The organism is Shewanella xiamenensis (assembly GCF_024971755.1).
Classification (GTDB): domain Bacteria; phylum Pseudomonadota; class Gammaproteobacteria; order Enterobacterales; family Shewanellaceae; genus Shewanella; species Shewanella xiamenensis.
In genome coordinates this window covers 4,445,216-4,469,339 of sequence record NZ_CP079718.1, presented here as the reverse complement: position 1 = coordinate 4,469,339, position 24,124 = coordinate 4,445,216, and the positions used below count along the sequence as shown (strand labels likewise).

Here is a 24,124-nt window from a genome sequence, read left to right as displayed (position 1 = left end):
TCCAACACCCTCTGGGAGATAAGTGGATGAGCAATGCGCCAGTCGATACCGGACGTCGCAGATTCCTGACAGCCGCAACCGCCGTAGTAGGTGGTGCTGGTGCCGTCGCTGTAGCGGTTCCTTTCATCAAGTCATGGAATCCGAGTGCCAAAGCGAAAGCTGCAGGTGCACCGGTCGAAGTAAATATCAGTAAAGTAGAGCCAGGTCAGCTGATCCGTGTTGAATGGCGAGGAAAACCTGTATGGGTTGTTCGTCGCACTGAAGCTGTGATCAATGAACTGCCAACACACGACGATAAGTTAAGAGATCCAGCTTCTGCTGAAATGCAGCAGCCTGAATATGCAACAAATCCTCTGCGCTCAATCAAGCCAGAGTATTTTATTGCTGTCGGTATTTGTACCCACCTAGGATGTTCACCCACTTATTTGCCAGATTCATTTGCTGAGCAAGTTCAAGGTGTGACTTCTGGTTTCTTCTGCCCATGTCATGGTTCTAAGTTCGATATGGCGGGCCGCGTGTTCCAAGGCGTTCCAGCTCCATTGAACCTAGTTATCCCTCCACATCAATATGTTGATGATGGCACTGTTATCATCGGTGTAGATAAAGGAGTGGCGTAATGGTTAAGAATTTAATTAATTGGATTGATGCTCGGATCCCAATGACGGCGACGTATAATCGCCATGTGGGTCAGTATGCTACGCCAACTAACTTTAACTTTTGGTACTTCTTCGGTTCGCTAGCGATGTTGGTATTGGTTAACCAATTACTGACGGGTATCTGGTTAACGATGAACTATGTACCCACAGCAGAAGGTGCTTTCGCCTCTGTTGAATACATCATGCGTGACGTAGAGTACGGCTGGTTATTGCGTTATATGCACTCAACGGGTGCGTCTGCGTTCTTTGTGGTGATCTACTTACATATGTTCCGTGGTCTGATTTACGGTTCATATCAAAAGCCTAGAGAACTGCTGTGGCTATTCGGTATGTTGATTTTCCTCGTGCTGATGGCTGAAGCCTTTATGGGTTACTTGTTGCCATGGGGACAAATGTCTTACTGGGGGGCGCAGGTAATTATTTCTCTGTTCGGTGCTATCCCTGTTATCGGTGATGACTTAACTCTATGGATCCGTGGTGACTACGTGATCTCTGGCGCCACACTGAACCGTTTCTTTGCTCTGCACGTTATCGCACTGCCATTAGTGTTAGTGGTTTTAGTGTTCTTACACTTAATCGCTCTGCACGAAGTGGGTTCAAACAACCCAGACGGTATCGAAATCAAGAAGAACAAAGACGAGAATGGCTGGCCAGTTGATGGCATTCCATTCCACCCATACTACACAGTTAAAGATATTATGGGCGTTGCAGGCTTCCTGATCGTGTTCTGTTACGTACTGTTCTTCATCCCTGAAGGCGGTGGTTACTTCCTTGAGAAGCCAAACTTTGAAGCGGCTAACCCAATGAAGACACCGGAGCACATTGCACCAGTATGGTACTTTACACCTTTCTACGCCATCTTACGTGCTGTTCCCGACAAATTGGGCGGTGTTGTAATGATGGGGCTGTCGATTGCAGTACTGTTCGTATTGCCTTGGTTAGACCGTTGTAAAGTGAAGTCAATTCGCTACCGCAGCACGCTGCACAAGTTGAACATCGCTCAGTTCGCTGTATCGTTCATCGTCTTAGGTTATTTAGGCGCTGTACCTGCAACACCAGAGCTGACTATTGTTGCACGTATCTTCACTGTGACGTATTTCGGCTACTTCTTATTACTGTGGTTATACAGCAAAAATGAGAAAACTAAGCCTGTTCCAGCGAGGTTGACACACTAATGAAAAAATTACTGATTGCATTAGTTACATTGATCCCGACGCTGGCAATGGCCGCGAGTGGACACAATGTACATTTAGAAAAAGCCAATGTTGATCTGCATGATAAGGCTTCTTTAGAGCGTGGTCTGGACATGTTCCAACACTATTGCTCTGGTTGTCACAGCACTCAGTATCAACGCTATGAGCGTGTGGCGAATGATCTCGGTATTTCTGCCGATGATATGCGTAGCAAGTACATGTTTACCGATGCCAAAATCGGTGAGCTGATGCAAAACGCAATTCCACATAAAGATGCGGCTAAGTGGTTCGGTGCAACACCACCAGACTTAACCTTAGTCGCACGTGTTCGTGGCGAAGATTGGGTGTATTCATACCTCAAAGGCTTCTACAAAGATCCAAGCCGCCCATTTGGCGTAAACAACACTGTATTCCCTTCTGTGGGTATGCCACATGTTCTTGAAGAACTGCAAGGCACGCCTGTTAAGCAAGAAGATGGTACAATTGTGGTTTCTGGTGGTAAGTTAAATGCTGAAGAGTATGACCAAGCGGTACGTGATATCACTGGTTTCTTAGTTTATTCAGCTGAACCTGTTAAGTTAGAGCGTCAAGCTTTAGGTTGGTGGGTGCTCGGATTCCTGTTTATATTCTTTATTGTGGCCTACCTCTTGAAGAAAGAGTATTGGAAAGATGTACACTAGGCACCAATAACGGGTAAAATATAGTATGCGCATAGTGTAAACGGGGGGCTTTGCCCCTCGTTTACTTTTGTTTTATTTCGACTCTGGAGGGTATCAATGGCTGTTGCTGCCAACAAACGCTCTGTCATGACACTGTTTTCAGGTGCTGATGATCTTTATAGCCATCAAGTCCGTATCGTGTTAGCTGAGAAAGGGGTTACTGTTGATGTTTTACAGGTCGACCCTAATGAAATGCCTGAGGATTTACTCGAAGTAAATCCTTATAACTCAGTACCTACTTTATTAGATCGTGAGCTCGTACTCTATGAGTCACGCATCATTATGGAATACTTGGATGAGCGTTTCCCTCATCCACCCTTGATGCCTGTTTACCCTGTATCTCGTGGTCAAAGCCGCTTGATGATGCATCGTATCGATACTGATTGGTACTCACTCGTCGCACGTATTCGTAAAGGTGACCGCGCAGAGGCTGCTCGTAAAGAGTTGACTGAAAGTTTACTGTCAATCGCGCCAGTATTTGCTGAAATGCCTTACTTTATGAGTGAAGAATTTGGTTTAGCGGATTGTTACCTCGGCCCATTATTATGGCGTTTGCCTGTATTGGGTATTGAGTTAGACAGCCGCGTAGCAAAAGACATCAAAGCTTACATGACACGTATTTTTGAGCGTGAATCTTTTAAAGCTTCGTTGACTGAAGCTGAACGCGAAATGCGCATGGGTATGTAATGAAAGCGTTGACTCCAAATCGTCCTTATTTACTCAGGGCTTACTACGATTGGTTGATGGATAACCAATTAACACCTCACGTTGTGGTTGATGCCTTTGTCAAAGGCACTCAAGTACCGCAGCAATATGTGAAGGATGGCCAGATTGTATTAAATATCGCGGCTGGTGCAGTGGGCAATTTGCAAATTGGTAATGAATTTGTGGAGTTCAATGCGCGTTTTGGTGGTGTACCTCAGCAGGTATTATTGCCAATGGCTTCGATTGTGGCCATTTACGCTCGTGAAAATGGCGCTGGGACTGTCTTCGATATTGAAGATGCGTACTTAGTCGAAGAGGAAGCCGAATCGGCCTTGTCTATCATTGAGACAAAAGACAAGCCAACCGAACCAACGGATGAACCGCCTAAGCGTCGTAGCCATTTAACCTTAGTCAAATAAGTTACTTGTGCTCTGATCTATACTATGGAAAGCCAGTCAATCGACTGGCTTTTTGTTTTTTTAATGCTTAATCCCAAGCTGGTGCTGTGGTAGCATTTGCGCCGCATTTCAGCCGTGGAGTGCATCGACTTCCCATTTGAGCCAATGGATTTTGTATGTTGCTAATGATCGACAATTACGACTCTTTTACCTTTAACTTAGTGCAGTATTTTCAGCAGTTAGGGCAAGAGATCGTGGTTAAACGCAATGATGAAATCAGCTTAGCGGAAATCGAGGTGTTATCGCCGAGTCATTTAGTCATCTCTCCTGGCCCTTGCTCACCCAACGAAGCGGGGATTTCCTTGGCAGCCATTGAGCATTTTGCTACTCGTTTACCGATCCTTGGCGTGTGCTTAGGACATCAAGCCATGGCGCAGGTGTTTGGGGCCAAAGTTGTGCGAGCACAGCGGGTGATGCACGGTAAAATTAGCGAGATTACCCATACTGGTGAGCGCCTGTTTAAAGGGTTAAATCAGCCATTAACGGTAACTCGCTACCATTCCTTACTGGTTGATACCATACCTGACGGTTTTGTGCTGGATGCTTGGTTTGATGACCCGAACCATGGACGCGAAATTATGGCGATGAGTCATAAAGAGTTGCCGCTCTTTGGTGTGCAATTTCACCCCGAGTCGATTCTCACCGAGCAAGGGCATGAATTGTTGGCAAATTTCTTATCTCAATCGGCTTAGGTTGAATCCAAAAAATCGATTTTGCTCTACTCTTTGTTACAAGATTTCTCCTTCATTTAAGCAAATATGTCGCTCAAGTGTGATATAACTGCCGCAAAACGATGCCTGCTCACGTACTCATGGAGTTAGCTCCAAAGTGTAACTAGGGCTGCGATAACAATAAAAGGAAGGACAAATGAACAGCGTAATGCGAAATTTGGGTTTAAGTGCGTTAGCCGTTGCGGTATTGACGAGTTGCGCCGCCACCTCAACCGAAACGGCAACTCCCGCGACCACACCACAGGCTTATCAAGTCCCTTTAGCTCAGCCTCCCCAAGTTTCACAACCGCTTACGCTGAATCAAATTATGGCGAACCCCGATTGGATGGGGATTTTCGCTAAGGAAGCCTACTGGAGCGATGACAGTCAGAGCGTTTTCTTTGCCCGCCAACCTAGCGCATCGCCGCTACGGAATTACTATCAGCAGGGTATTAATGACAGCCGCGCCGTTGAACTGGCCATCGATAAACTACACGCGGCGGACCAACAGTTTGGTGTGTTAGACAGTGCTAAGGCCAACAAAGCGTATCTCTATCAAGGCAATATTTTTGTTAAGCATTTAAGCTCTGGCAAAATCACCCAGCTTACCCGCCAGCGCACGGCGATCAGTGGACTGCGTTACCTCAACAATGGCGATATCGCCTATTGGCAAGGGGATAATGTGTTCCAAATCCATCAAGACAGTGGATTAGTGGAGCAGTTGGCTGAAATCAAAATGGCGAAAGCGCCCGAGGGGGTGAAAGAGCCGAGCAGCTACTTAGCCAAGCAGCAGCACAGACTCATTCAATATGTGGCGTTGCAGCAAGAAAATGCCAAAGCCAAAGAACAATTTAAGAACGAATTGCAAAAGAGCGATCCGACCCTCGCCGCCAACACTTGGTATTTAGGTGATGCCGAGGTGGTGTCTGAGCTGAGTTTGTCGCCAGACGGTCGCTATCTGTTTGTGGCCTTAACCGATAAAAATTACACCGGCAGCAGTGAACACGACATCATGCCAAACTACCTCGGTAGCGAAGGCTATATCGATCCTGTGCCAGTCCGCGCCCGTGTTGCAGAAGATACGCCTCCGGGGCAACGCTTTGTGGTGCTCGATCTAAATGAGCATAAACAGATTGATGTGACTATCGAAGGCCTAACAGGCTTCGATGAGGACGTTTTAGCTAAGGTGAAGACTGAAAACGCCAAGGCAAAAGGTGAGTCGTATCAAAGTACTAAGGCACCTCGTAAAATCCAGCTGATGCAGGATTGGGGCTGGACTCAAAGCGCGATTCAATGGCATGAGTCTGAGGACAAACTGGCGGTGATGGTCGAAGCGACCGATAACAAAGACCGCTGGATTGCCAGTGTCGATCTGGCAAAGGGCAAGTTTATCACCGAGCATCGCCTCCATGATGATGCCTGGGTGAACTACGACTATAACCAATTTGGCTGGTTACCAGGTACGGACACCCTGTATTATCTCTCTGAAGAGACAGGTTATTCCCAGCTTTATATCAAACCCCGTGGCGAAAAGCCCCGCGCTTTGACTCAAGGTAAGTTTGTGGTAAGTGACATCACCCTGTCGCCCGACGCAAACTACATCTACTACAAGGCCAACCAAAGCCACCCTGGTATTTACAATGTTCACCGTGTGAATATTGCCTCGGGCAAAAATGAGCAATTAACCCAGTGGGACGGTAACTTAGATTACAGCTTAAGTCCCGATGGCACTAAGTTGCTGCTGAATGCATCTCGCCGTACAGCGCCGAATGAGCTGTATGTTCAGCCGATTAGCGGTGAGTTAAAACAACTGACTTCCTATACCAGCGATGCCTTTAAGCAATATCCATGGCAAGCGCCCGAAGTGGTAGCCGTTCCTTCTAACCATGGCGCTGGCCAAGTGTATGCGCGGGTTTATTTGCCCCAGGGCTTTGATAAATCGCGCGCCGAAAAATATCCCGCGGTTATCTTTAACCATGGTGCGGGCTACCTACAGAATGCCGATTACGGTTTCAGTGGTTACTTCCGTGAGTTTATGTTCCACAACCTACTGACCCAGCAGGGTTATGTGGTGATGGACATGGATTACCGTGGTTCTAAAGGCTATGGCCGCGACTGGCGCACGGCGATTTATCGCAACATGGGTCACCCAGAAGTTGAAGACTTAAAAGACGGTGTGACTTGGATGGGACAAAATGCCAACGTGGATATTAAGCGGGTTGGTACTTATGGCGGATCCTACGGCGGTTTCTTAACCTTTATGTCCTTATTTACTGAGCCTGAATTATTCCAAGCAGGCGCAGCACTGCGCCCTGTGGCGGATTGGGCACATTACAACGCGCCATACACCTCCAACATTTTAAACACACCGGATGTTGATCCTATCGCCTACGAGCGTAGCTCGCCTATCGAGCATGCCCAAGGTTTGACTAAGCCATTACTGATCATGAGTGGCGTGATGGATGACAACGTGTTCTTCCAAGATAGCGTGCGTATGGTGCAGCACCTTATCGAGCTGGAAAAACCTATGTTCGAAACCGCAATTTATCCGGTTGAGCCCCATGGTTTCCGTCAGCCATCGAGTTGGTTGGACGAATATCGCCGTATTTATAAGCTGTTTGAACAAGAGCTTAAGTAAATTTCGCGAAAGTATTAAGGCCTCAATATGAGGCCTTTTTGTTGTGTGGATTTCAGCGTCTGTGAATCCAATCTGGACTGTAAAATAGTAAGCGGTTTGCTTATTGCCAAGATTTAACCTATATGCTGAAATTGTCATGTTTTTAACGATTTTAGCGTATGCGCGCCACTTAGCACGGGCGAGAGAGGAAAGATAAACTGTGGCGATATCGGTAGCGGGCGGCGTTAGACCCGGCAAAATTATAGAGATAGAACATAGGCTCTATCAGCAACTTATTCTCGGTAAGCAAAAGGCCGGTCCTACCTTATTGGATGATTTAGACCGAGAGCTTGAAGCCGATGCCAATAAGCTCGATGTCGAGCGAGAGGCGATTCTGTCGCGGCTACTCAAACAAATTCAGGCCCGCGAAGTCTTTGAGGCCATCTCAAATCAACTCACCGAAACAGTCAATAATGCCATTGAGCATCAACTGGCATCCCCAGAGTTAGTGCTGGCTAAGTCGGAGATTAACGAGTCACAGATCCTGTTGCTCGAGCTGTTGCTGGCCAAAAACCTAGATGCGACGCGGTTAAGACCTTTAATCAGTAATTTGAGCTGGTTATGCCGCGATTTAACCAATATGGTCAATAGCCCGGCATTTCGGGCACGGCGTCCACAAAGTTCAGATGTGCGCGTTACTGATATCAAATTAGTGATGAATTACATTGGCATCGAAAATCTGCGCACCATTATTCCTTATTTTTGCCTACGTAATTGGCTGCCCAGTGGCAACGCTAAGTTACTCTGGACCACCCGTAAGCTGTGGCGCTACAGCATCGTCAGCGGAATAGCAGCGAATGCGTTAGCGCAGCTTCATAATACTGACTCAGCCTTAGTTTATAGTGGTGCATTAATGAATCAGTTAGGCACCTCGGTTGTGCTTAGCTTGAGTGCGCGTTTATTTGATAAAACTTGGGGCAATTGGATCCGTGAGGCCAGCTCGAGTCGCGATAAAGAAGTGTATGATGCGGTGATTGCCACTGAGTTTCCGGCCAAGGCAGTATTTGAGCAAGTGCTGGCTCACGGGCACAAACTCAATTGGCAGCTATTAGAGTTACTGAAATTTGAGCATAGCCCCTTAACCCTGTTGTTAAAGGAACTAGACCAAACCTTAACTTACCGCGAACTCTCTATGCCAGCCGCCATAGTGGCACGGGCGAATTGTTATGCTAAGGTGCTGTTGCTCGAGGAGATGCGCCAAATCGAGCCGCAGGAAAAACGCTTAATGTTCGATTATTACGAGCTGAGCGAACAGGAAGTGCTGCGCCTAAAAGCACAGAATTATCGGAAGTTGGATCTGCTGTGATCTGCACGCCGTTCCCATCGGTGTCCTATTGCGGCACTGATGTGGAGGACGGGAAATGCCAAGCTGGCAAGCTTCTGTATTAAATACTATTTTATCCTATGTGGCACGGCCATCGATCAGCCGAGGTAAAGCCAAACTTCCCCTAAGCCAAGTACGGCAACGTTTATTAGAGCTGGATAAGCGCTGGTTGCCATGGCCTGAAAAGCTCGTTACGGCCTCAATTCCCTTACAACATTCCACACTACTGCATTACGTGCTGCTCAATGACACGCCGCGTTTGGGCAATCTATTTTACATTCGTGGCGGCGGATTCTGTTTTAAAACTCCCCATGCCCACGCAAGACTGGTGGCCGATATCAGCGAACGTTGTCGCCTCGATACGTTTATCCCTGATTATCGTTTAGCGCCGGAGCATCCGTATCCCGCGCCCTGTGACGATGTACTCGAGGCATACCTGCACTTAATTGAGTTGAAAGGGAGCGATAACCTAGTGCTGATGGGCGATTCTGCCGGCGGTAATTTAGCCTTAAGTCTGTTGCTCGAACTTAAAAAGCGCCATCTGCCCATGCCTAAAGCCTGTGTGTTGTTGTCACCCGCGCTGGATTTAGCGATTACCGGCGATACCGAGCTGATTTTAGGCGCGGATGATCCGTTCTTTACCATTGAGTCGCTATTGCGGCTGCGCGGGGCGTATCTTGTTGGGGCGAATCCTATGTCAGAACGGGTTTCACCTTTACAGGGGAACTTGGCAGACTTGCCACCACTCTTAGTGATTGCCGGTACGCGTGAGTTGCTTTTACAGGACTCAGAACGACTGGTTATGCAAGTTAAGGCCAGTGGTGGCGCGGTAGAATCGCGTTTTTATCACAACATGCCCCATGTTTTTCCCCTGTTCCATCTGTTGCCCGAAGCGCTTGAGGCGAGGGAACAAATTGCGGATTTTGTGCTTTCACAGCTGATTCGTTAAAATTGTGTAGTTATTCATATTCGGTGAATAGCTAGCAAAAATAGAGGTAAATAACTTTTTTTCTGACTAAATATGCTAAATGCCTCTGGCGTAAACGCTTGTATAGTTCTTAAACTGCAATCTTTATGCACTTTGGCCTTAAGCATGGTGAATGTTGTTTGTGAAAAACTGGTATTTTGATCACAATTTCGCTAATAATGGCTATTAATAGACACAAGCATACCCTGTATCACTAACTCAAGATAAAGATACGTTGGGGACTCAGACGGCTCCCGATGCCGTTACATTTAAACAAAGGATGAAGAAGAATGAGCGTTGATATGAAGTTGAATCGTGCCCAGTTTGATGCGGTTATGGTGCCTAACTATGCGCCTGCTGCCGTGATCCCTGTACGTGGCGAAGGCAGCCGTGTATGGGATCAAGAGGGTAACGAATTTATCGATTTTGCTGGCGGTATCGCGGTAAATTGCTTAGGTCACTGTCATCCTGCCTTAGTGAATGCCTTAAAAACCCAAGGCGAAAAATTATGGCATCTGTCTAACGTCATGACCAACGAGCCTGCACTCGAGCTGGCCACTAAGTTAGTCAATAGCACTTTTGCTGAGCGTGTCTATTTTGCCAACTCTGGCGCCGAAGCCAACGAAGCGGCACTGAAATTAGCCCGTCGTTATGCTTTAGAAAAATACGGCGTAGAGAAAGATGAAATCATCGCCTTCGATAAAGCCTTCCACGGTCGTACTTTTTTCACTGTGAGCGTTGGTGGTCAAGCGGCCTATTCCGATGGTTTTGGTCCAAAACCGCAAAGCATCACCCACTTACCTTATAACGATGTTGCGGCATTAGAAGCGGCCGTATCGGATAAAACCTGCGCCATCATGCTAGAGCCGCTGCAAGGTGAGGGCGGTATTATTAATGCTGATCCTGCGTTCCTCAAAGCGGTGCGTGAACTGGCTAATAAACACAATGCACTGGTGATTTTCGACGAAGTACAAACTGGTGTTGGCCGTACGGGTGAACTTTATGCTTACATGGGCACCGACATAGTGCCGGATATTCTTACCACGGCTAAAGCACTTGGCGGTGGTTTCCCTATTGCAGCTATGCTGACTACTGCGGAAATTGCTGAGCACCTAAAAGTGGGGACTCACGGTTCAACCTATGGTGGTAATCCATTAGCTTGTGCTATCGGCAACGCGGTATTAGATGTGGTTAACACGCCAGAAGTTTTGAATGGTGTGAAACATCGCGAGCAATTATTACGCGACGGCTTGAACAAAATTAATGAAAAATATCACGTTTTCTCTGAAGTTCGCGGTAAAGGCTTACTGTTAGGGGCGGTTCTTAATGAACAATATCAAGGTCGTTCACGTGACTTTTTAGTGGCATCTGTTGCTGAAGGCTTAATGAGCCTGATGGCGGGGGCCAACGTAGTTCGTTTTGCACCTTCACTGGTGATCCCTGAGGCAGATATTGCAGAAGGTCTGGCACGTTTTGAACGTGCCGTGGCGAGCATCGCCGCTGCCTAAGGACCAAAGGAGTGCTGAATTTTATTCGCACTCCTTTTTTGTCAGGGAATTCTTGCAGATATCATTCCTGTCTTTTGAAGATAGGCGCATTGGTGCACTGCAAGCTTAAGTGAGGAGACACTAAGATGTTAATCATACGTCCTATTCGGGCTGGCGACTTTGAATCTCTATACCAAATTGCCGAAGAGTCTGGTCATGGCTTTACCTCATTGCCAGTCAATGCCGATTTGCTTCGGCATAAAATTGCCCGTGCTGAAGCCTCTTTTGCCAAAGTTGTCGATAAGCCCTTTGATGAAGGCTACTTAATGGTGCTCGAGGATACCGCGACCCGTGAAGTGGTCGGCACCTGCGCGATTGAAGCCGCAGTCGGTATGGAGGATGCCTTCTACCACTATCGCCTCGGAACTGAGGTGTACCATTCTGAGCAAATTGAAGTTCGCAACGAGGTGGAAACCTTAACTCTTTGTCACGATTACACTGGCGCCGCTGAGCTTTGTACCCTGTTTTTACGGGAGCCTTATCGTAAGGGGAATAATGGCCGCATGTTATCCCGCAGCCGTTTTCTGTTTTTGGCGCAGCATGCCAAACGCTTTGGCGAAACTGTGATTGCTGAAATGCGTGGCGTAAGTGATGCAGATGGTCATTCTCCCTTCTATGGTTGGTTGCAAAAAAACTTTTTAGGCATTGATTTTATTCAAGCTGACTACCTGTCTGGCTTAGGTAAAAAAGCCTTTATGGCGGAGATGATGCCCCGTAACCCTGTGTATGTTTGCCTGCTGCCAGAAGAAGCGCAAAAAGTGATCGGCGAAGTACACACTAATACGCGTCCGGCTCTAAGCTTGCTGCAGGCCGAAGGTTTTAGATGCCGCGGTTATGTGGATATTTTCGATGGTGGCCCAACGGTCGAGTGCCGTTTAACCGATATTCGTGCTGTGCGTGAAAGCCGTCTACTGACGGTCGAAATTGGTGATATGCCTGAATCCGATAAGCAATTTATTGTCTCTAACACTCAATTAGCCAATTACAGAGCGACCGCAGCTTATCTCTGCGTTGATGATAAAGCAGAGCAGGTGGTAATTAGCCCAGAACTCGCCGAAGGTTTGTTACTCGCAAAAGGCGATCAAATCCGTATTTTGGCAATGTAGGAATAGCAAATGACACATTTTATTAAAGGCCAGTGGCACGCTGGCAAGGGTCATGATGTGACCTCTAGCAACCCAGCAAATGGCGAAATTATTTGGCGCGGCCAAACGGCGACAGCCGATCAAGTCAACGCTGCCGTCGATGCCGCCCGTGAAGCTCAGTTCGATTGGTTTATGTTAGGTTTTGATGCGCGTCTAAAGATAGTTGAAGCTTATCGTAGCCAACTCGAAGCGAACAAAGCCGAATTAGCCGAAACGATCGCTCAGGAAACCGGTAAACCCCAGTGGGAAACGGCGACAGAAGTTGCTGCCATGATTGGTAAGATTGGCCTGTCGGCAACGGCTTATAACAAGCGCACCGGCACTGAAGCCAATGACACGCCAGCAGGGCGCGCCGTGCTACGCCATAAGCCTCACGGTGTTGTTGCTGTGTTTGGACCCTATAACTTCCCTGGGCATTTACCCAATGGTCATATAGTGCCAGCGTTGCTTGCGGGCAATACCGTGGTGTTTAAGCCCTCTGAATTGACGCCTAAAGTGGCCGAGTTAATGGTCTCTCTGTGGGAAAAGGCGGGTCTGCCCGCGGGTGTTCTTAACTTGGTCCAAGGTGAAGTGGATACGGGTAAGGCGCTGGCGTCACACCCACAGCTCGACGGGCTGTTCTTTACTGGCAGTTCTCGCACCGGTCACCTGTTACACCAGCAATATGCGGGTCATCCAGGTAAGATCCTCGCCTTAGAAATGGGCGGTAATAACCCGCTGATTATTAAAGGCGTGGCCGATATCAAAGCCGCTGTGCACGATATTCTGCAATCGGCTTATATTTCGTCTGGCCAACGTTGCACCTGCGCCCGCAGGCTCTATGTTGAGCAAGGCGAGCAGGGCGATGCCTTAGTAGCCAAGCTGGTTGAAGCGGTGAAGCAGATTAAAGTCGGTCCTTGGAACGCGCAGCCACAGCCATTTATGGGCTCAATGATTTCCGAAGGCGCAGCGAAAGGTATGGTCGCGGCGCAGGCTAACTTGCAGAAATTAGGCGGTGTGTCACTGGTTGAACTGACGCACCTGCAAGCTGGAACAGGCTTAGTCTCACCCGGGCTTATCGATGTGACTGCGGTAAGCGAGTTACCCGATGAGGAATACTTTGGACCATTGCTGCAATTAGTGCGCTACAGTGATTTTGACCAAGCGATTAAGCTGGCTAACCAAACCCGTTATGGTTTGTCTGCGGGTATCTTGGCCGATAGCCGTGATGATTATGAGTATTTCCTCGCCCGCATTCGTGCGGGTATTGTGAATTGGAACAAGCAGATCACTGGTGCTTCTGGCGCAGCCCCCTTTGGCGGCGTAGGCGCTTCGGGTAACCACAGGGCGAGTGCATTTTATGCCGCCGACTATTGTGCTTACCCTGTTGCCTCCGTTGAGGCGGATGCGGTGAGCTTACCCGCAAGTTTAAGCCCAGGATTAAGTTTAGAGTGAAATCATTGAGGAAGAACCTAGGTTCTTCCTTTTTCATAGCAAGCAGTAACGTTACTTGGGCTGCTACTGAGCGCCGTTGTGCAGCAAGTGGCTAGGGTCGTTACATTGAGTGCGAGCGGCAAAACAATACGCACTATAGTCGCAGCACAATAAAAGGAGTTTTTTATGCACACAGATATCAATGCGTTATTTGCCGCTCTCTGGCAAGACTATATTCAAATGACCCCATCTGCGGCCAAGGTGCACGAGCTACTCGGACACGGTAAACCAATCATCAACGACCATATCGCCCTGCGTACTTTTAACATCGCTAAGGTGAATTTAGCCGTATTGGCCGAGCACTTTACCTCTCTAGGTTATGTGGCTTGTGGTGATTATAAGTTTGAACAGAAAAAACTGGTGGCTAAGCATTTTGAGCACCCAGATGCGACTCAGCCAAAGGTGTTTATTTCTGAGTTATTGGTGGAAGAATTTAGCCCATCACTACAAAGCACCATCCAAGGTTTGATTGCCCAAGTGGATGAAGAGGCGACTAAAGCGGATAACTTTATTTATTCGGGTCGCCATTGGTCACTGGATGCTAAGACCTATGAGACGCTGCTCGAAGAGAGCGAATATGCGGCTTGGGTTGCGGCTTTTGGCTACCGTGCCAACCATTTTACAGTCTCTATCAATCACCTCGAGGGCTTCGAGACATTAGAGTCGGTGAACGATGCGCTTAAGCAAGCGGGCTTTGTGCTGAATAGTTCAGGTGGCGAGATCAAAGGTTCAGCAGAGGTGTTACTAGAGCAATCATCGACCATGGCCGATAAAATCGCCGTAGAATTTAGCGATACAACGGTTGAGATCCCAAGCTGCTTCTATGAATTTGCCCTGCGTTATCCCAAGGCGAATGGTGAGCTGTACACGGGTTTCGTGGCCGCATCAGCCGATAAGATTTTTGAGAGCACCAACGCGAAAAAGGCCTAATGAATTAGGCGGTTGCTGACTCATCTCAAACAAAAACGCCATCGTTCGATGGCGTTTTTATTGGTAGCACTTAGAGCACATAGCTTAACATTTGTTCGCTAAGCACTCTTAGCTAAGCACTCGTTAGCCAAAGACTAGTTCAATGCTGAGACCAGATAAGTGGCTGCTGTGCTTAAACTTAAGCTCAATGCCATATTGCTCGGCAATTTCTTTCACTATCGATAACCCTAGGCCATGGCCCATAACAGATTCATCGAGGCGCGTGCCCCTTTGGGTGAGTTTATCGAGTTCGTCATCGGCAACGCCAGGGCCATCATCATCTATGCTAAGGCAGAGTTTGCTTTGTTCCTTCCACAGTTTTACCGTGACTTGGCTGCCCGCCCATTTAAAGGCGTTATCGAGCAGATTCCCTAAGAGCTCCATACCATCTTCCCTATGGATGGGCAGGCGCTGGATACTAGGATCAAGCTCAAAGTCGCAGTTGATGTTTTTACTTCTATGCACTTTGTTGAGGGTATTGGCGAGGCTGTGAAGATCCCTCGGTACCACTAACTGGGCGGCAGGTAACATATCACCGGTGATCCGCGCCGCAGCAAGTTTACGTTCGACCATTTTATGGATAGCGTCGAGCTGTTGTTGTAGCGCCATGGCGGTATCGGGATCTTTAAGCCCCAAGGCTTCAACCTGTTGCTGCATCACCGCCAGAGGGGTTTTTAGCCCATGGCTTAAGTTGCCTAAGTTATTGCGGCTACGCTCAATTTGCTTGGCGGTGTATTCCAATAACTCGTTGTAGGTCTTCGCCAGCGGTTGCACTTCGGGCGGAATGTTATTCAGCTCTAAAGCGTTAATCTCACCTTCTTGTAGGCGTGACAGTGCATGTTGGATCTGTTTTACGGGTTTAAAGGATTGGCGCAGGATCAGGAATATACCCGCAATCATGGCCACTAACATGGCGAGGTTAACCCCAAGCTTAGTGCCGTAGACTTCACTAAATACCCGTCTACCAATACTCAAATCTTGTGCGACAGTGAGCGTAGCGGTCACATTGGCACTGCTGGAATTTAATCCAAGAGATAACAACTGCATATCATTATTTTTAGGTCCCTTTGCCTGCCAGACACGGGTCTGGTTTGGCGCTAAAGGTTCGATATCGAGCTGCATATCCCACAGGGAGCGAGAGCGGATCACTTCATTGGGCAGGTTTAGCTGGAAATAACGCCCCGAATAGGCGGGGCGGTAGAAGCTCGACAGTTGGCTCTGATCGATGTGGATTTCCCCATTATTGAAATGGGTTGCCAGCATAATGTGTTCTAAATCTTCTTCTAAGCGATTGATAATCGAGTCGTGAAACGCTTGGCGCAGCATGGACTCAAATAAGACGAGTCCAACTACTGTGCCTAATACCAATAAGCCCGTTAACCATAAACTGAGCTTAGTGCGAATCGAGATCATGCAGTCACGCCGTGGAAGATATAACCTTGACCGCGGCGGGTTTCTATCGCAGTTTTACCGAGTTTTTTGCGCAGATGAGTCACGTAAACTTCAACCACATTACTCTCTTTCTCGTCGTCAAACTGATAGAGCTTGTCCGTCAGTTGAGCCTTAGATAACAGCTTCTTAGGCGACATGAGGAAGATTTTTAACAGTCGGAATTCCATGGCTGTCAATTCATATAAATGCTCGCCAACGCTGACGGTTTGTTCGGCTTCATCTAAGGTGACGCCGCCATAGCTCAACTGTTTGCTGGAATTATTTAAACGGCCATGGGCGCGATGAATAAGCGCTTGGATACGCGCTAATAGCTCCTGTGCGTGGAAGGGTTTTCCTAAATAATCATCGGCACCGGCATTGAAACCTTCGACCTTTTCATGCCATTGGCTGCGGGCGGTTAACATAATAACCGGTGTGCTAATGCCTTGATTACGCCAGCCTTCGAGTAATTCCAGCCCATTGCCATCGGGGAGACCAATATCTAAGATCACGCAATCGTATTGGGTTTCTTTAACGAGGTAATCGGCTTCAACCGCTTTGTCAGTAATATCGGTAACGTAGCCAGCCTGTTTGAGTTGTTTCTCCAGTTCGGAGACCAACATTGGATTATCTTCAACGAGTAGCAGTTTCATGTTTTCGACATTCGCTCGGTAGTGCGGTGGAGTGTTCAAGTTGACCGTTGGTGGCATCAATACTCAGATTCACTATTTGGCCGCGTTGCACTTTGATTTGCAAATCATAGCGCCATTTATGATCTTCTTGATAGAGATGTGCGTCAATTAGTTCACCGTGGCAGAATTGATTGACCACGGCTAGGGTGCCATTGAGTGATAGAATTTGCCCAGAGTTGACTAAAGCCTTGGCTTGATAATGTTCTAATTCAATCGGTTCGGCGTTAATTATTGTTGGATGCACCAGCGTAAACAGACTGAAAAAACAGATAAATAACAGCCGTTTCATTTATGCTCCCCAATAAAAAATGGCCTAGATTTTATGCTAGGCCACTTTAATGAAACAGGCTTAAATCAAGCTGAAGTCTAACTTAACGGGTGCCATATACCACAATGGTTTTACCGTGTGCTTGAATGAGATTTTGTTCTTCAAGCATCTTTAAGATACGACCCACAGTTTCGCGGGAACAACCAACGATCTGACCAATTTCTTGGCGAGTGATCTTAATTTGCATGCCGTCTGGATGAGTCATGGCATCAGGTTGTTTTGCTAAATGCAACAATGTTTGGGCAATACGGCCTGCCACATCGAGGAATGCTAAATTACCGACTTTCTGGCTAGTGCTCTGTAGGCGGTATGCCATTTGAGCCGAAAGCTTCATCAGAATTTCGGGGTTAACTTGGATTAATTGCTTGAACTTCTTGTAAGAGATTTCAGCAATTTCACATGCTTGTTTTGCACGAACCCAGGCAGTACGTTCAGCTTGTTCTTCGAACAATCCTAACTCACCGATAAAGTCGCCTTGATTAAGATAAGATAGGATCATTTCCTTACCTTCTTCATCTTTAATCAATACCGCAACAGAACCTTTTACGATGTAATAAAGGGTATCTGAGTCTTCACCAGCATGGATCAAGGTGCTTTTAGCGGGATACTTATGAATGTGACAGTGTGATAAAAACCATTCCAAAGTTGGGTCCGGTTTTGGCTTACCAATCAGAGCCATGTCGATGTTCCTCGATTGATTAAAACGAAAGTAAGAATATTCTAAATAAGCATTTTACGTCAATTACACCCATAAAAACTTGATGGACATCTTAGTTTAGAATGAGTGAATAAATGCAATTAACCAACTAAAATTAGAGCTTATTTTGCTACTTTAGTGATATTAGTCAACTAAATCGGTGTCAAACTCACTGGATTCACTTAACTCTGTAGAGTTAATCACATCTTATAAAGGCTTTTAAGGGTTTTTTGTGAGTAAAACAATCGTAAACCTTAGTGGCCTGACATGGTGAGTAGAGCAATTTAAAAATCAGCGGTGATTTTTCCCTTTATTTAAGGTCAATTGAACCTATTTAGACTCGACTTATGGGGTTAATTCTGGCTAACTTGGGGACGCGGTTGTTTTTCGAAGAGGTTACCACGTGAAATACAGACAATGGGTTTTCGGTGCAGGATTGACTTTATCCGTTGGATTAAGTTCTGCTGCATACGCATTTTCTATCCCGCAGCCCGCAAATGAAATTGCGGCGAGTAAATTTGTGCATATTCAAGTTCAGGCGGAGCAAGGTGATGCCGATGCGCAATTTTTACTGGGACTGATGTTTCTCTCTGGACGTTATGTGCAGCAAGAAGTGCCATCAGGGCTGCACTGGATAACTCTCGCCGCCGAGCAACAACACGAAAAGGCGCAGCAAACTTTGGCGGATCTCTCTTTTGAAGGCCAATTGATTAAACGAGACTTAGCTGTAGCCGAGCGTTGGTATAAGGATATGGGCGAGCGTGGTAATCGTTGGGCACAGTTTCGTTTAGGCTTTATTTACGCTTCGGGTGGTGATGGCGTTAAGCGCAATTGCGGCAAAGCGGTAGAGCAATTTTCCCGTGTTGGCGATGATATTGCCCTTGGCAATGTGGCTTGGATTCTCGCAACTTGCCCTGAGGCCGAATACCGTGATGGCAATAAAGCGCTTCAGTTATCTCTACAGCTCCTTAAGGTCAACGAAAACGATCCCACTAATCTCGACAACTTGGCCGCGGCCTATGCGGAAGTGGGCGATTTTGGCGCTGCCGTTTCGACGCAGCAAAAAGCGATTGCAGCTTTGAAGATGACGGCTGAAGCGACTAAAACCGATGAATTTAAGCAGCGTTTACATAGCTATGAGCAGAAACGCGCCTACCGTGAGACACTGCGTTTGCTCGATTAAACCCGTTAGTGTTTTATTATCTTTATCAGCCCGGGCTATGCTCGGGCTGATTGTTTCTGGCGTTTTATTTATTGGGCGGATTCAGGCTGTTCGAGCGGCCAAGAATGTAAGATGTGATATTCCACCCCACGATTACCGCTTGACGAAAGGTACAAATGAAGCTGTTCGGGAGCGAGCGTTAGTTCAGTTATCGGTGTATTCGCTAGATCTTTGAGGAGAAGTTCGTTATCAAAGGTGCTCAAAGACTTGGCTTTTCTAAACAAGCTGATATGCGGTCGAAATGGATGTTCGCTCTGATGCAATTGCAACTGCTGCGCTAAATCTTGCGCCTGTGATGCCAGTAACGCCAACGCCGGGCTAACCCTATCTCCCTTTAAACAACATACCTGTGCCTTGGGCCAAACGGCGAGCTTATCCAGTTGTACAGTAAATCGTGGCCGATGCAGTTTATCAACGGCTTCGAGCAGTTGCGTCTTTTGAGACTGATGGGCTAAGCCTAAAAAAGCGAGGGTGAGATGAAAATTCGCTTTGCTTACGGGTTTTGCATGGGGCGTTAACTGTTGTGCTAAGCATTGCTGCAATTGCAGCAGTGGCATGCGTTGAGTCTCATTAAGGGCGAATCCAAGAAATAGTCGTTGTAACACTCTTTATCTCCGCTACCTGCTCAAATGCCAAACATAAGCTATGCTTTTGTTTGGTAATACAGAAAGGCCCGTGGTCATTATTCATCATCGGCTTTCGATGACTTGAATTTGTTTCTGGGAAGTGTAGCAATAATACCTTAAATGGAATTGTAGGTAAGGAAATCCCTTTTCATGTCAGATGGTTTAGCAAATTCACTCCAACAGGCATTAGTGACGATTTTTAGCGAAACGCCGCTAGAAACCCTAGAGCAAAATGTTGATAGAGCATTAGAGGCGATTACACTTCAGTTGCACTGTGATGGGGTGTTTGTGCTAACGGGGAGTTTATCCCTCGACCATTTACGCACCCGTAATTTGTATTTAAAACCGCAATTTAGCCAGGGCCAGCAGACTCGTGTTTGGCCGCTCGCGCGTATGCCTTTTTTTCGCTCCCTTGTGAGAAACCCCAAGCTGCTGAATCTACCCGATGTGAATACATTACCGCCAGAAGCTCAGGCGGAGCGGGCATTGTTACGGGATTGGGATGTCAAAAGTCTACTGGTGTTACCCCCCGTCGTATTTGGAGAAACCCGTATTGCCCTTGGGGCGGTAAATTGCTCCGAATGCTGTGAGTGGACCGAGGAGTTTATTCAGGAGTTTCAACATGCGGCTGTGATGATTGGTTCGGCGATGGAGCTGACCCGTATCGCCCATGATATGTTAGCGAGTGAAAACAAATATCGCGAAGTCTTTAATCAATTGCCCTTGGCTTGTGCTTTGCTCGATAAACAAAATCAACTGACGATGCTGAACAAAGTGGCGCTGCAAACCTTGCCAGTGCAGCATGGATACGATTTATTCAGTATGGTGCGCGATGAAGAGCACGCGATGCTCTCCGATACGTTGCATATGGTGCGTGAAGGCGTATTAGGACAAGCTTGGTGCGAATTGCCGCTTAAATCGCTGCATCAATTAGAGTGGTTAAGGCTCAGTTTTAGTCAGATCCACGGTGATAAGGACACCCTGGTTATGATTGCCGAAGATGTGAGTGAAAAGTATCGGCTGGCCGATGAGCTCTCTTTTCATGCTAACTATGATGCTCTTACCGGATTGCCCAATCGGCTGCACTTTGAGGCATTACTCGATAATTTGCTGCATAGCAAAGATGATATGCCAACCTGTGTTGCCTTTATCGATGTCGATCAATTTCAAGTGATCAACAATGTTAGCGGTCATCAAGCGGGGGATAAGTTACTGTGCCAGTTAACATTGCGGCTTAAACAACTGGTGCGCAAGGGCGATATCGTTGCTCGGCTTGGTGGTGATGAGTTCGGTATTTTAATGCATTACTGCAATGTAGATTCGGCGCAGCATATTGCTAAGCGGATTTGTACTCAGTTAGCAACCCACGAATTTATCTGGGAAAACCGCTGCCACAATGTTAGCGTCAGTATGGGGATAGCTAAGTTCGACAGGTCGGCCTCTGATATTTATACCGTGATGAGTCATGCTGATGCGGCCTGTCGACTCGCCAAAGATAAGGGGCGAAATGGCTGGCATTTATACAGTGCTAAAGATCCTAAAATGACTCGTCTTTACACTGAAATGATGGCCTCGGTAGATATTGTTAGTGCCCTCGCGTTAAATCAATTTGAGCTTTATTTTCAAAGTATTGCACCACTAAATTGCGAAGAGCCAGGATTACATTTAGAAGTGCTGCTCCGTATGGTGCAGCCCAATGGCAACATTGTTTCGCCAGCAATTTTCCTACCTGCCGCTGAGCGTTATAACTTGGCCGCCAAAGTCGACTTGTGGGTCATTGATAATCTACTGAAGTGGGGGAGTAGCCATTTAGCGATTTGGCAGCAATTGGGGCTGGTATCCGTCAACCTTTCGGCGACGTCTTTGGGTGATAGCGAGTTTATGAATTGGCTTGAAATGCGGCTAATGACTGAACCTGAGTTGGTGGATAAACTCTGCATTGAGATAACCGAAACCGCCGCCGTAAGCCAATTAGATCAAGCAACTAAATTGATTGAAGTGCTTAGGCCATTAAATTGCCAGCTCGCACTGGATGACTTTGGTGCGGGATTTTCAAGTTTCACTTATCTCAAACGTTTAAATGTGGATTACGTCAAAATCGATGGTCAGTTTGTTATCAACCTGTGTGACGATGATGCGGATCAAGCAATCATCAAAGCCATTTGTCAGCTCGGACAAGATATGGGATTTGATGTGGTAGCTGAGTTTGTTGAATCGACAGAAATTGGTTTAAAATTAAAGAGCTTAGGAGTGGATTATGCTCAAGGTTATGCGATTAATAAACCCGCGCCATTGCTAACATTAACCTCTGGATTGGCCGAGCCTTGGCTGCTGTAACGGCGGTTCTCCTTCAAGTGAGTTTTTATACTTCTGCAATTCTTAATTTGTAAGTGACTCATTTATCAATATTTACCTTAATGTGAGCCCATGCAACTTAGGCTGCGACAGATTGTCGCGCCAAGCCGAGTTTTGATTGCACTTATATCACCAGCCATAACAATCCCCCACAAAAATCATTAAAAACAATATGTAGGGGAAATTTGTGCCATATCAACCGATCAAATTAGCGCTAATTTTAGCGAGTATTTTAGGCTCCACTTTGCCTCAGTTGGGCTGGTCTACAGAGGCGACCGACTGTGGTGATGACCAAAAATGTAAAGATTATCTGCTGGTTACCGCTGATGTGATGCGTCAGCCAGTACACTTAGTGAGTGATCCCAAACAAAATCGATTGCCATTACCCGCCTATGATGGCTCAGGGTTTTTACGCACGATTCCGGGATTTAATATCACCCGTAAAGGCGGCTCTGGCGGCGATCCGATGTTTCGTGGGTTGGGTGGTTCGCGCTTAAACATCGTTGATGATGGCCAGCATGTATATGGTGCCTGTGGTGGACGTATGGATCCGCCAACCAATTATATTTATCCCGAAACTTACGATCAGATAACGGTTATTAAAGGCCCGCAGACGGTGAAATATGGCCCCGTCGGCACCGCGGGCACTATTCTGTTTGAGAAAAATCGTCATCGCTTTAATCAAGCGGATCTTGAAGGGCGTGCCAGTGCGACGGGTGGCAGTTTCGATAGACGAGATGCCATGGTGGAGTTGAGTGCTGGTGATAAGAATTACTACCTTGATTTTGATATTAATCAATCGAGTAGTGATCATTATCAGGACGGCAATGGCAATAAGGTGCAATCCAGTTATGACCGCCAAAACGCCAATCTTGCCCTAGGTTGGACACCTACTGAGCGTACCGTTGTGGAGTTAGCTTACGGTGAGTCGAGCGGTGAGGCAGAGTATGCCGACAGATTAAATAAGGCTCGCCAAATTGATAACCGTGATGCGGCGGTGCTCATACAACATGAGTTTGAGTCGAGTTGGTTGGCCGCAGTCGAGTTACAAGCCTTTAGCAATAAGAACGACCATATTATGGACCGATTTGATGAAGGGGTGAATTCTGGCTCGAATGTGCGCCGAATGACCGACGGTGGTCATCTTTGGTTTGATTTAACCCCGCTCGATGGCCTCGAATTAACACTAGGGCTGGATTATATGTCTAGCGCGCATGATGGCCGCAGCATGGCAATGGGAGATGTTGGTTTAGACGACTTGCTTAATAAGCCGTTTAAGGAAGATATGCGCTATAAAAACTACGCGCTGTTTGCCGAATCCCGTTACGGCTTTGATAACCAAGGTTCAGGTAATAGTAGCTTGCACGCTGGATTAAGGGTCGATCGCTGGGATGGCGAATTGTTAATCGCCCAACAGGGTGAGCGGGAGGATACCCTCTACAGCGGTTATGTGCGTTATGAATATCAACTCGATGCTCATCAATACTATGCTGGATTTGGCTCGGCGCAACGCGTGCCAGACTATTGGGAGATCATGAAGGCTAGCGCCGATAATCCCGCACAAAAAGCCTTTGATCTTAAGGCAGAAACGACCAATCAATTTGATATAGGCTGGATTTACCAAGGTCCGGTTGAAGCGTCAGTGTCACTCTTTTACGGTGAGATTAATGACTATATTTTGATTGATTCGACCAGCAACACCACGGTGGCGCGTAATATCGATGCCAGCTTATTCGGTGGCGAAGCAAGCCTAGACTATGCGCTTAATGAGCAATGGTCGACTCAACTTACCTTAAGTTATACCCATGGTGAAAACGATACCGACAAGGTCGCACTTGGGCAAATATCGCCGTTAGAGGCAAGATTAATTGTTAATTATCAATGGCAAGCTTGGACAATGGCGGCGCAGTGGCGGTTGGTTGCATCGCAGGATCGTTATACCTTAGGTCACGGCAATATTGTGGGCCAAGACTTAGGCCCAAGTAGTGGCTTTGGTACCTTGGCACTCAATGCTTCTTGGTCATACAGCAAGGATTTATCCTTTATCTTCGGTGTCGAAAACCTGTTTGATGCAACCTACGCCGAGCATGTGAGTAAGGCCGGTACGGGTAATGATCTGCCTGGCAGCGAAGCCATGTTTAGGGTTAATGAGCCGGGGCGTAATCTCTGGGCTAAGCTGACCTATCAGTTCTAACTCGGCTTATTTGTGCTAGCATCGCCCCGAGAGCCT

At 47.1% G+C, this 24,124-nt stretch carries 21 protein-coding genes; 16 read left to right on the top strand and 5 right to left on the bottom strand.

Annotated features, from left to right (window positions below):
* Positions 1–26 precede the first annotated feature (26 nt).
* The 13 genes from petA (at position 27) to KXJ80_RS20625 (ending at position 14,504) form a co-directional block, all read left to right on the top strand.
* Positions 27–617 (top strand): ubiquinol-cytochrome c reductase iron-sulfur subunit, encoded by a 591-nt coding sequence (petA, locus tag KXJ80_RS20685; RefSeq protein ID WP_037414180.1) that lies wholly within the window; start codon positions 27–29, stop codon positions 615–617.
* Positions 617–1,831 carry a cytochrome b gene (locus KXJ80_RS20680; RefSeq protein WP_011715793.1) on the top strand — a complete coding sequence of 405 codons (1,215 nt, stop codon included), beginning with the start codon at positions 617–619 and terminating at the stop codon, positions 1,829–1,831. Before petA ends, KXJ80_RS20680 begins: the two co-directional genes overlap by 1 nt.
* Positions 1,831–2,529: a cytochrome c1 gene (locus KXJ80_RS20675; protein WP_037426994.1), complete on the top strand. Its 699-nt coding sequence runs from the start codon at positions 1,831–1,833 to the stop codon at positions 2,527–2,529. Before KXJ80_RS20680 ends, KXJ80_RS20675 begins: the two co-directional genes overlap by 1 nt.
* Before the next feature lie 96 nt (positions 2,530–2,625).
* Complete coding sequence (gene sspA, locus KXJ80_RS20670; protein WP_037414175.1) at positions 2,626–3,255, top strand: stringent starvation protein SspA; 630 nt, start codon at positions 2,626–2,628, stop codon at positions 3,253–3,255.
* A complete protein-coding gene (locus tag KXJ80_RS20665; RefSeq protein ID WP_037414173.1) occupies positions 3,255–3,692 on the top strand; it encodes a ClpXP protease specificity-enhancing factor in 438 nt (145 codons plus the stop codon). Before sspA ends, KXJ80_RS20665 begins: the two co-directional genes overlap by 1 nt.
* 155 nt (positions 3,693–3,847) lie before the next feature.
* Positions 3,848–4,423 carry an anthranilate synthase component II gene (locus KXJ80_RS20660; protein WP_218737489.1) on the top strand — a complete coding sequence of 192 codons (576 nt, stop codon included), beginning with the start codon at positions 3,848–3,850 and terminating at the stop codon, positions 4,421–4,423.
* 175 nt (positions 4,424–4,598) lie between these two features.
* Positions 4,599–7,079 carry a S9 family peptidase gene (locus tag KXJ80_RS20655; protein WP_218737488.1) on the top strand — a complete coding sequence of 827 codons (2,481 nt, stop codon included), beginning with the start codon at positions 4,599–4,601 and terminating at the stop codon, positions 7,077–7,079.
* A 199-nt stretch (positions 7,080–7,278) separates the two neighbouring features.
* A complete protein-coding gene (locus KXJ80_RS20650; RefSeq protein WP_011621409.1) occupies positions 7,279–8,424 on the top strand; it encodes an HDOD domain-containing protein in 1,146 nt (381 codons plus the stop codon).
* A gap of 55 nt (positions 8,425–8,479) precedes the next feature.
* Positions 8,480–9,391 (top strand): alpha/beta hydrolase, encoded by a 912-nt coding sequence (locus KXJ80_RS20645; protein WP_218737487.1) that lies wholly within the window; start codon positions 8,480–8,482, stop codon positions 9,389–9,391.
* 308 nt (positions 9,392–9,699) lie between these two features.
* Entirely contained in the window at positions 9,700–10,917 is a 1,218-nt protein-coding gene (locus tag KXJ80_RS20640; RefSeq protein WP_037414164.1) for an aspartate aminotransferase family protein, read from the top strand.
* 125 nt (positions 10,918–11,042) lie between these two features.
* Complete coding sequence (astA, locus tag KXJ80_RS20635) at positions 11,043–12,062, top strand: arginine N-succinyltransferase (RefSeq protein ID WP_069453617.1); 1,020 nt, start codon at positions 11,043–11,045, stop codon at positions 12,060–12,062.
* A 9-nt stretch (positions 12,063–12,071) separates the two neighbouring features.
* Positions 12,072–13,535, top strand: coding sequence for a succinylglutamate-semialdehyde dehydrogenase (gene astD / locus KXJ80_RS20630; RefSeq protein ID WP_218737486.1), 1,464 nt, complete (start codon positions 12,072–12,074; stop codon positions 13,533–13,535).
* A gap of 165 nt (positions 13,536–13,700) precedes the next feature.
* Entirely contained in the window at positions 13,701–14,504 is an 804-nt protein-coding gene (locus KXJ80_RS20625) for a DUF1338 domain-containing protein (RefSeq protein ID WP_218737485.1), read from the top strand.
* 123 nt (positions 14,505–14,627) lie between these two features.
* Here the strand turns inward: KXJ80_RS20625 and KXJ80_RS20620 are convergent, their stop codons facing one another.
* The 4 genes from KXJ80_RS20620 to crp all read right to left on the bottom strand — a co-directional run bounded on the left by KXJ80_RS20620 (position 14,628) and on the right by crp (position 17,673).
* Complete coding sequence (locus KXJ80_RS20620; protein WP_218737484.1) at positions 14,628–15,956, bottom strand: ATP-binding protein; 1,329 nt, start codon at positions 15,954–15,956, stop codon at positions 14,628–14,630.
* A complete protein-coding gene (locus tag KXJ80_RS20615; RefSeq protein WP_037414152.1) occupies positions 15,953–16,627 on the bottom strand; it encodes a response regulator transcription factor in 675 nt (224 codons plus the stop codon). The genes KXJ80_RS20620 and KXJ80_RS20615 overlap by 4 nt, the downstream gene beginning before the upstream one ends.
* A complete protein-coding gene (locus KXJ80_RS20610) occupies positions 16,608–16,955 on the bottom strand; it encodes a PepSY domain-containing protein (RefSeq protein ID WP_169548607.1) in 348 nt (115 codons plus the stop codon). The genes KXJ80_RS20615 and KXJ80_RS20610 overlap by 20 nt, the downstream gene beginning before the upstream one ends.
* 82 nt (positions 16,956–17,037) lie before the next feature.
* Positions 17,038–17,673 carry a cAMP-activated global transcriptional regulator CRP gene (gene crp / locus KXJ80_RS20605; protein ID WP_011070954.1) on the bottom strand — a complete coding sequence of 212 codons (636 nt, stop codon included), beginning with the start codon at positions 17,671–17,673 and terminating at the stop codon, positions 17,038–17,040.
* Between the two features lie 421 nt (positions 17,674–18,094).
* On the opposite strand from crp, the gene KXJ80_RS20600 reads away from it, so the two are divergent.
* Positions 18,095–18,874 (top strand): tetratricopeptide repeat protein, encoded by a 780-nt coding sequence (locus KXJ80_RS20600; protein WP_037414147.1) that lies wholly within the window; start codon positions 18,095–18,097, stop codon positions 18,872–18,874.
* Positions 18,875–18,942: 68 nt separating this feature from the next.
* Here the strand turns inward: KXJ80_RS20600 and thpR are convergent, their stop codons facing one another.
* Positions 18,943–19,518 (bottom strand): RNA 2',3'-cyclic phosphodiesterase, encoded by a 576-nt coding sequence (thpR, locus tag KXJ80_RS20595; RefSeq protein WP_218737483.1) that lies wholly within the window; start codon positions 19,516–19,518, stop codon positions 18,943–18,945.
* Positions 19,519–19,689: 171 nt separating this feature from the next.
* On the opposite strand from thpR, the gene KXJ80_RS20590 reads away from it, so the two are divergent.
* On the top strand, positions 19,690–21,876 hold the full coding sequence (locus tag KXJ80_RS20590; RefSeq protein ID WP_218737482.1) for a putative bifunctional diguanylate cyclase/phosphodiesterase: 2,187 nt from the start codon (positions 19,690–19,692) through the stop codon (positions 21,874–21,876).
* A 205-nt stretch (positions 21,877–22,081) separates the two neighbouring features.
* Positions 22,082–24,088 (top strand): TonB-dependent copper receptor, encoded by a 2,007-nt coding sequence (locus KXJ80_RS20585; protein WP_218737481.1) that lies wholly within the window; start codon positions 22,082–22,084, stop codon positions 24,086–24,088.
* Positions 24,089–24,124: the final 36 nt, after the last annotated feature.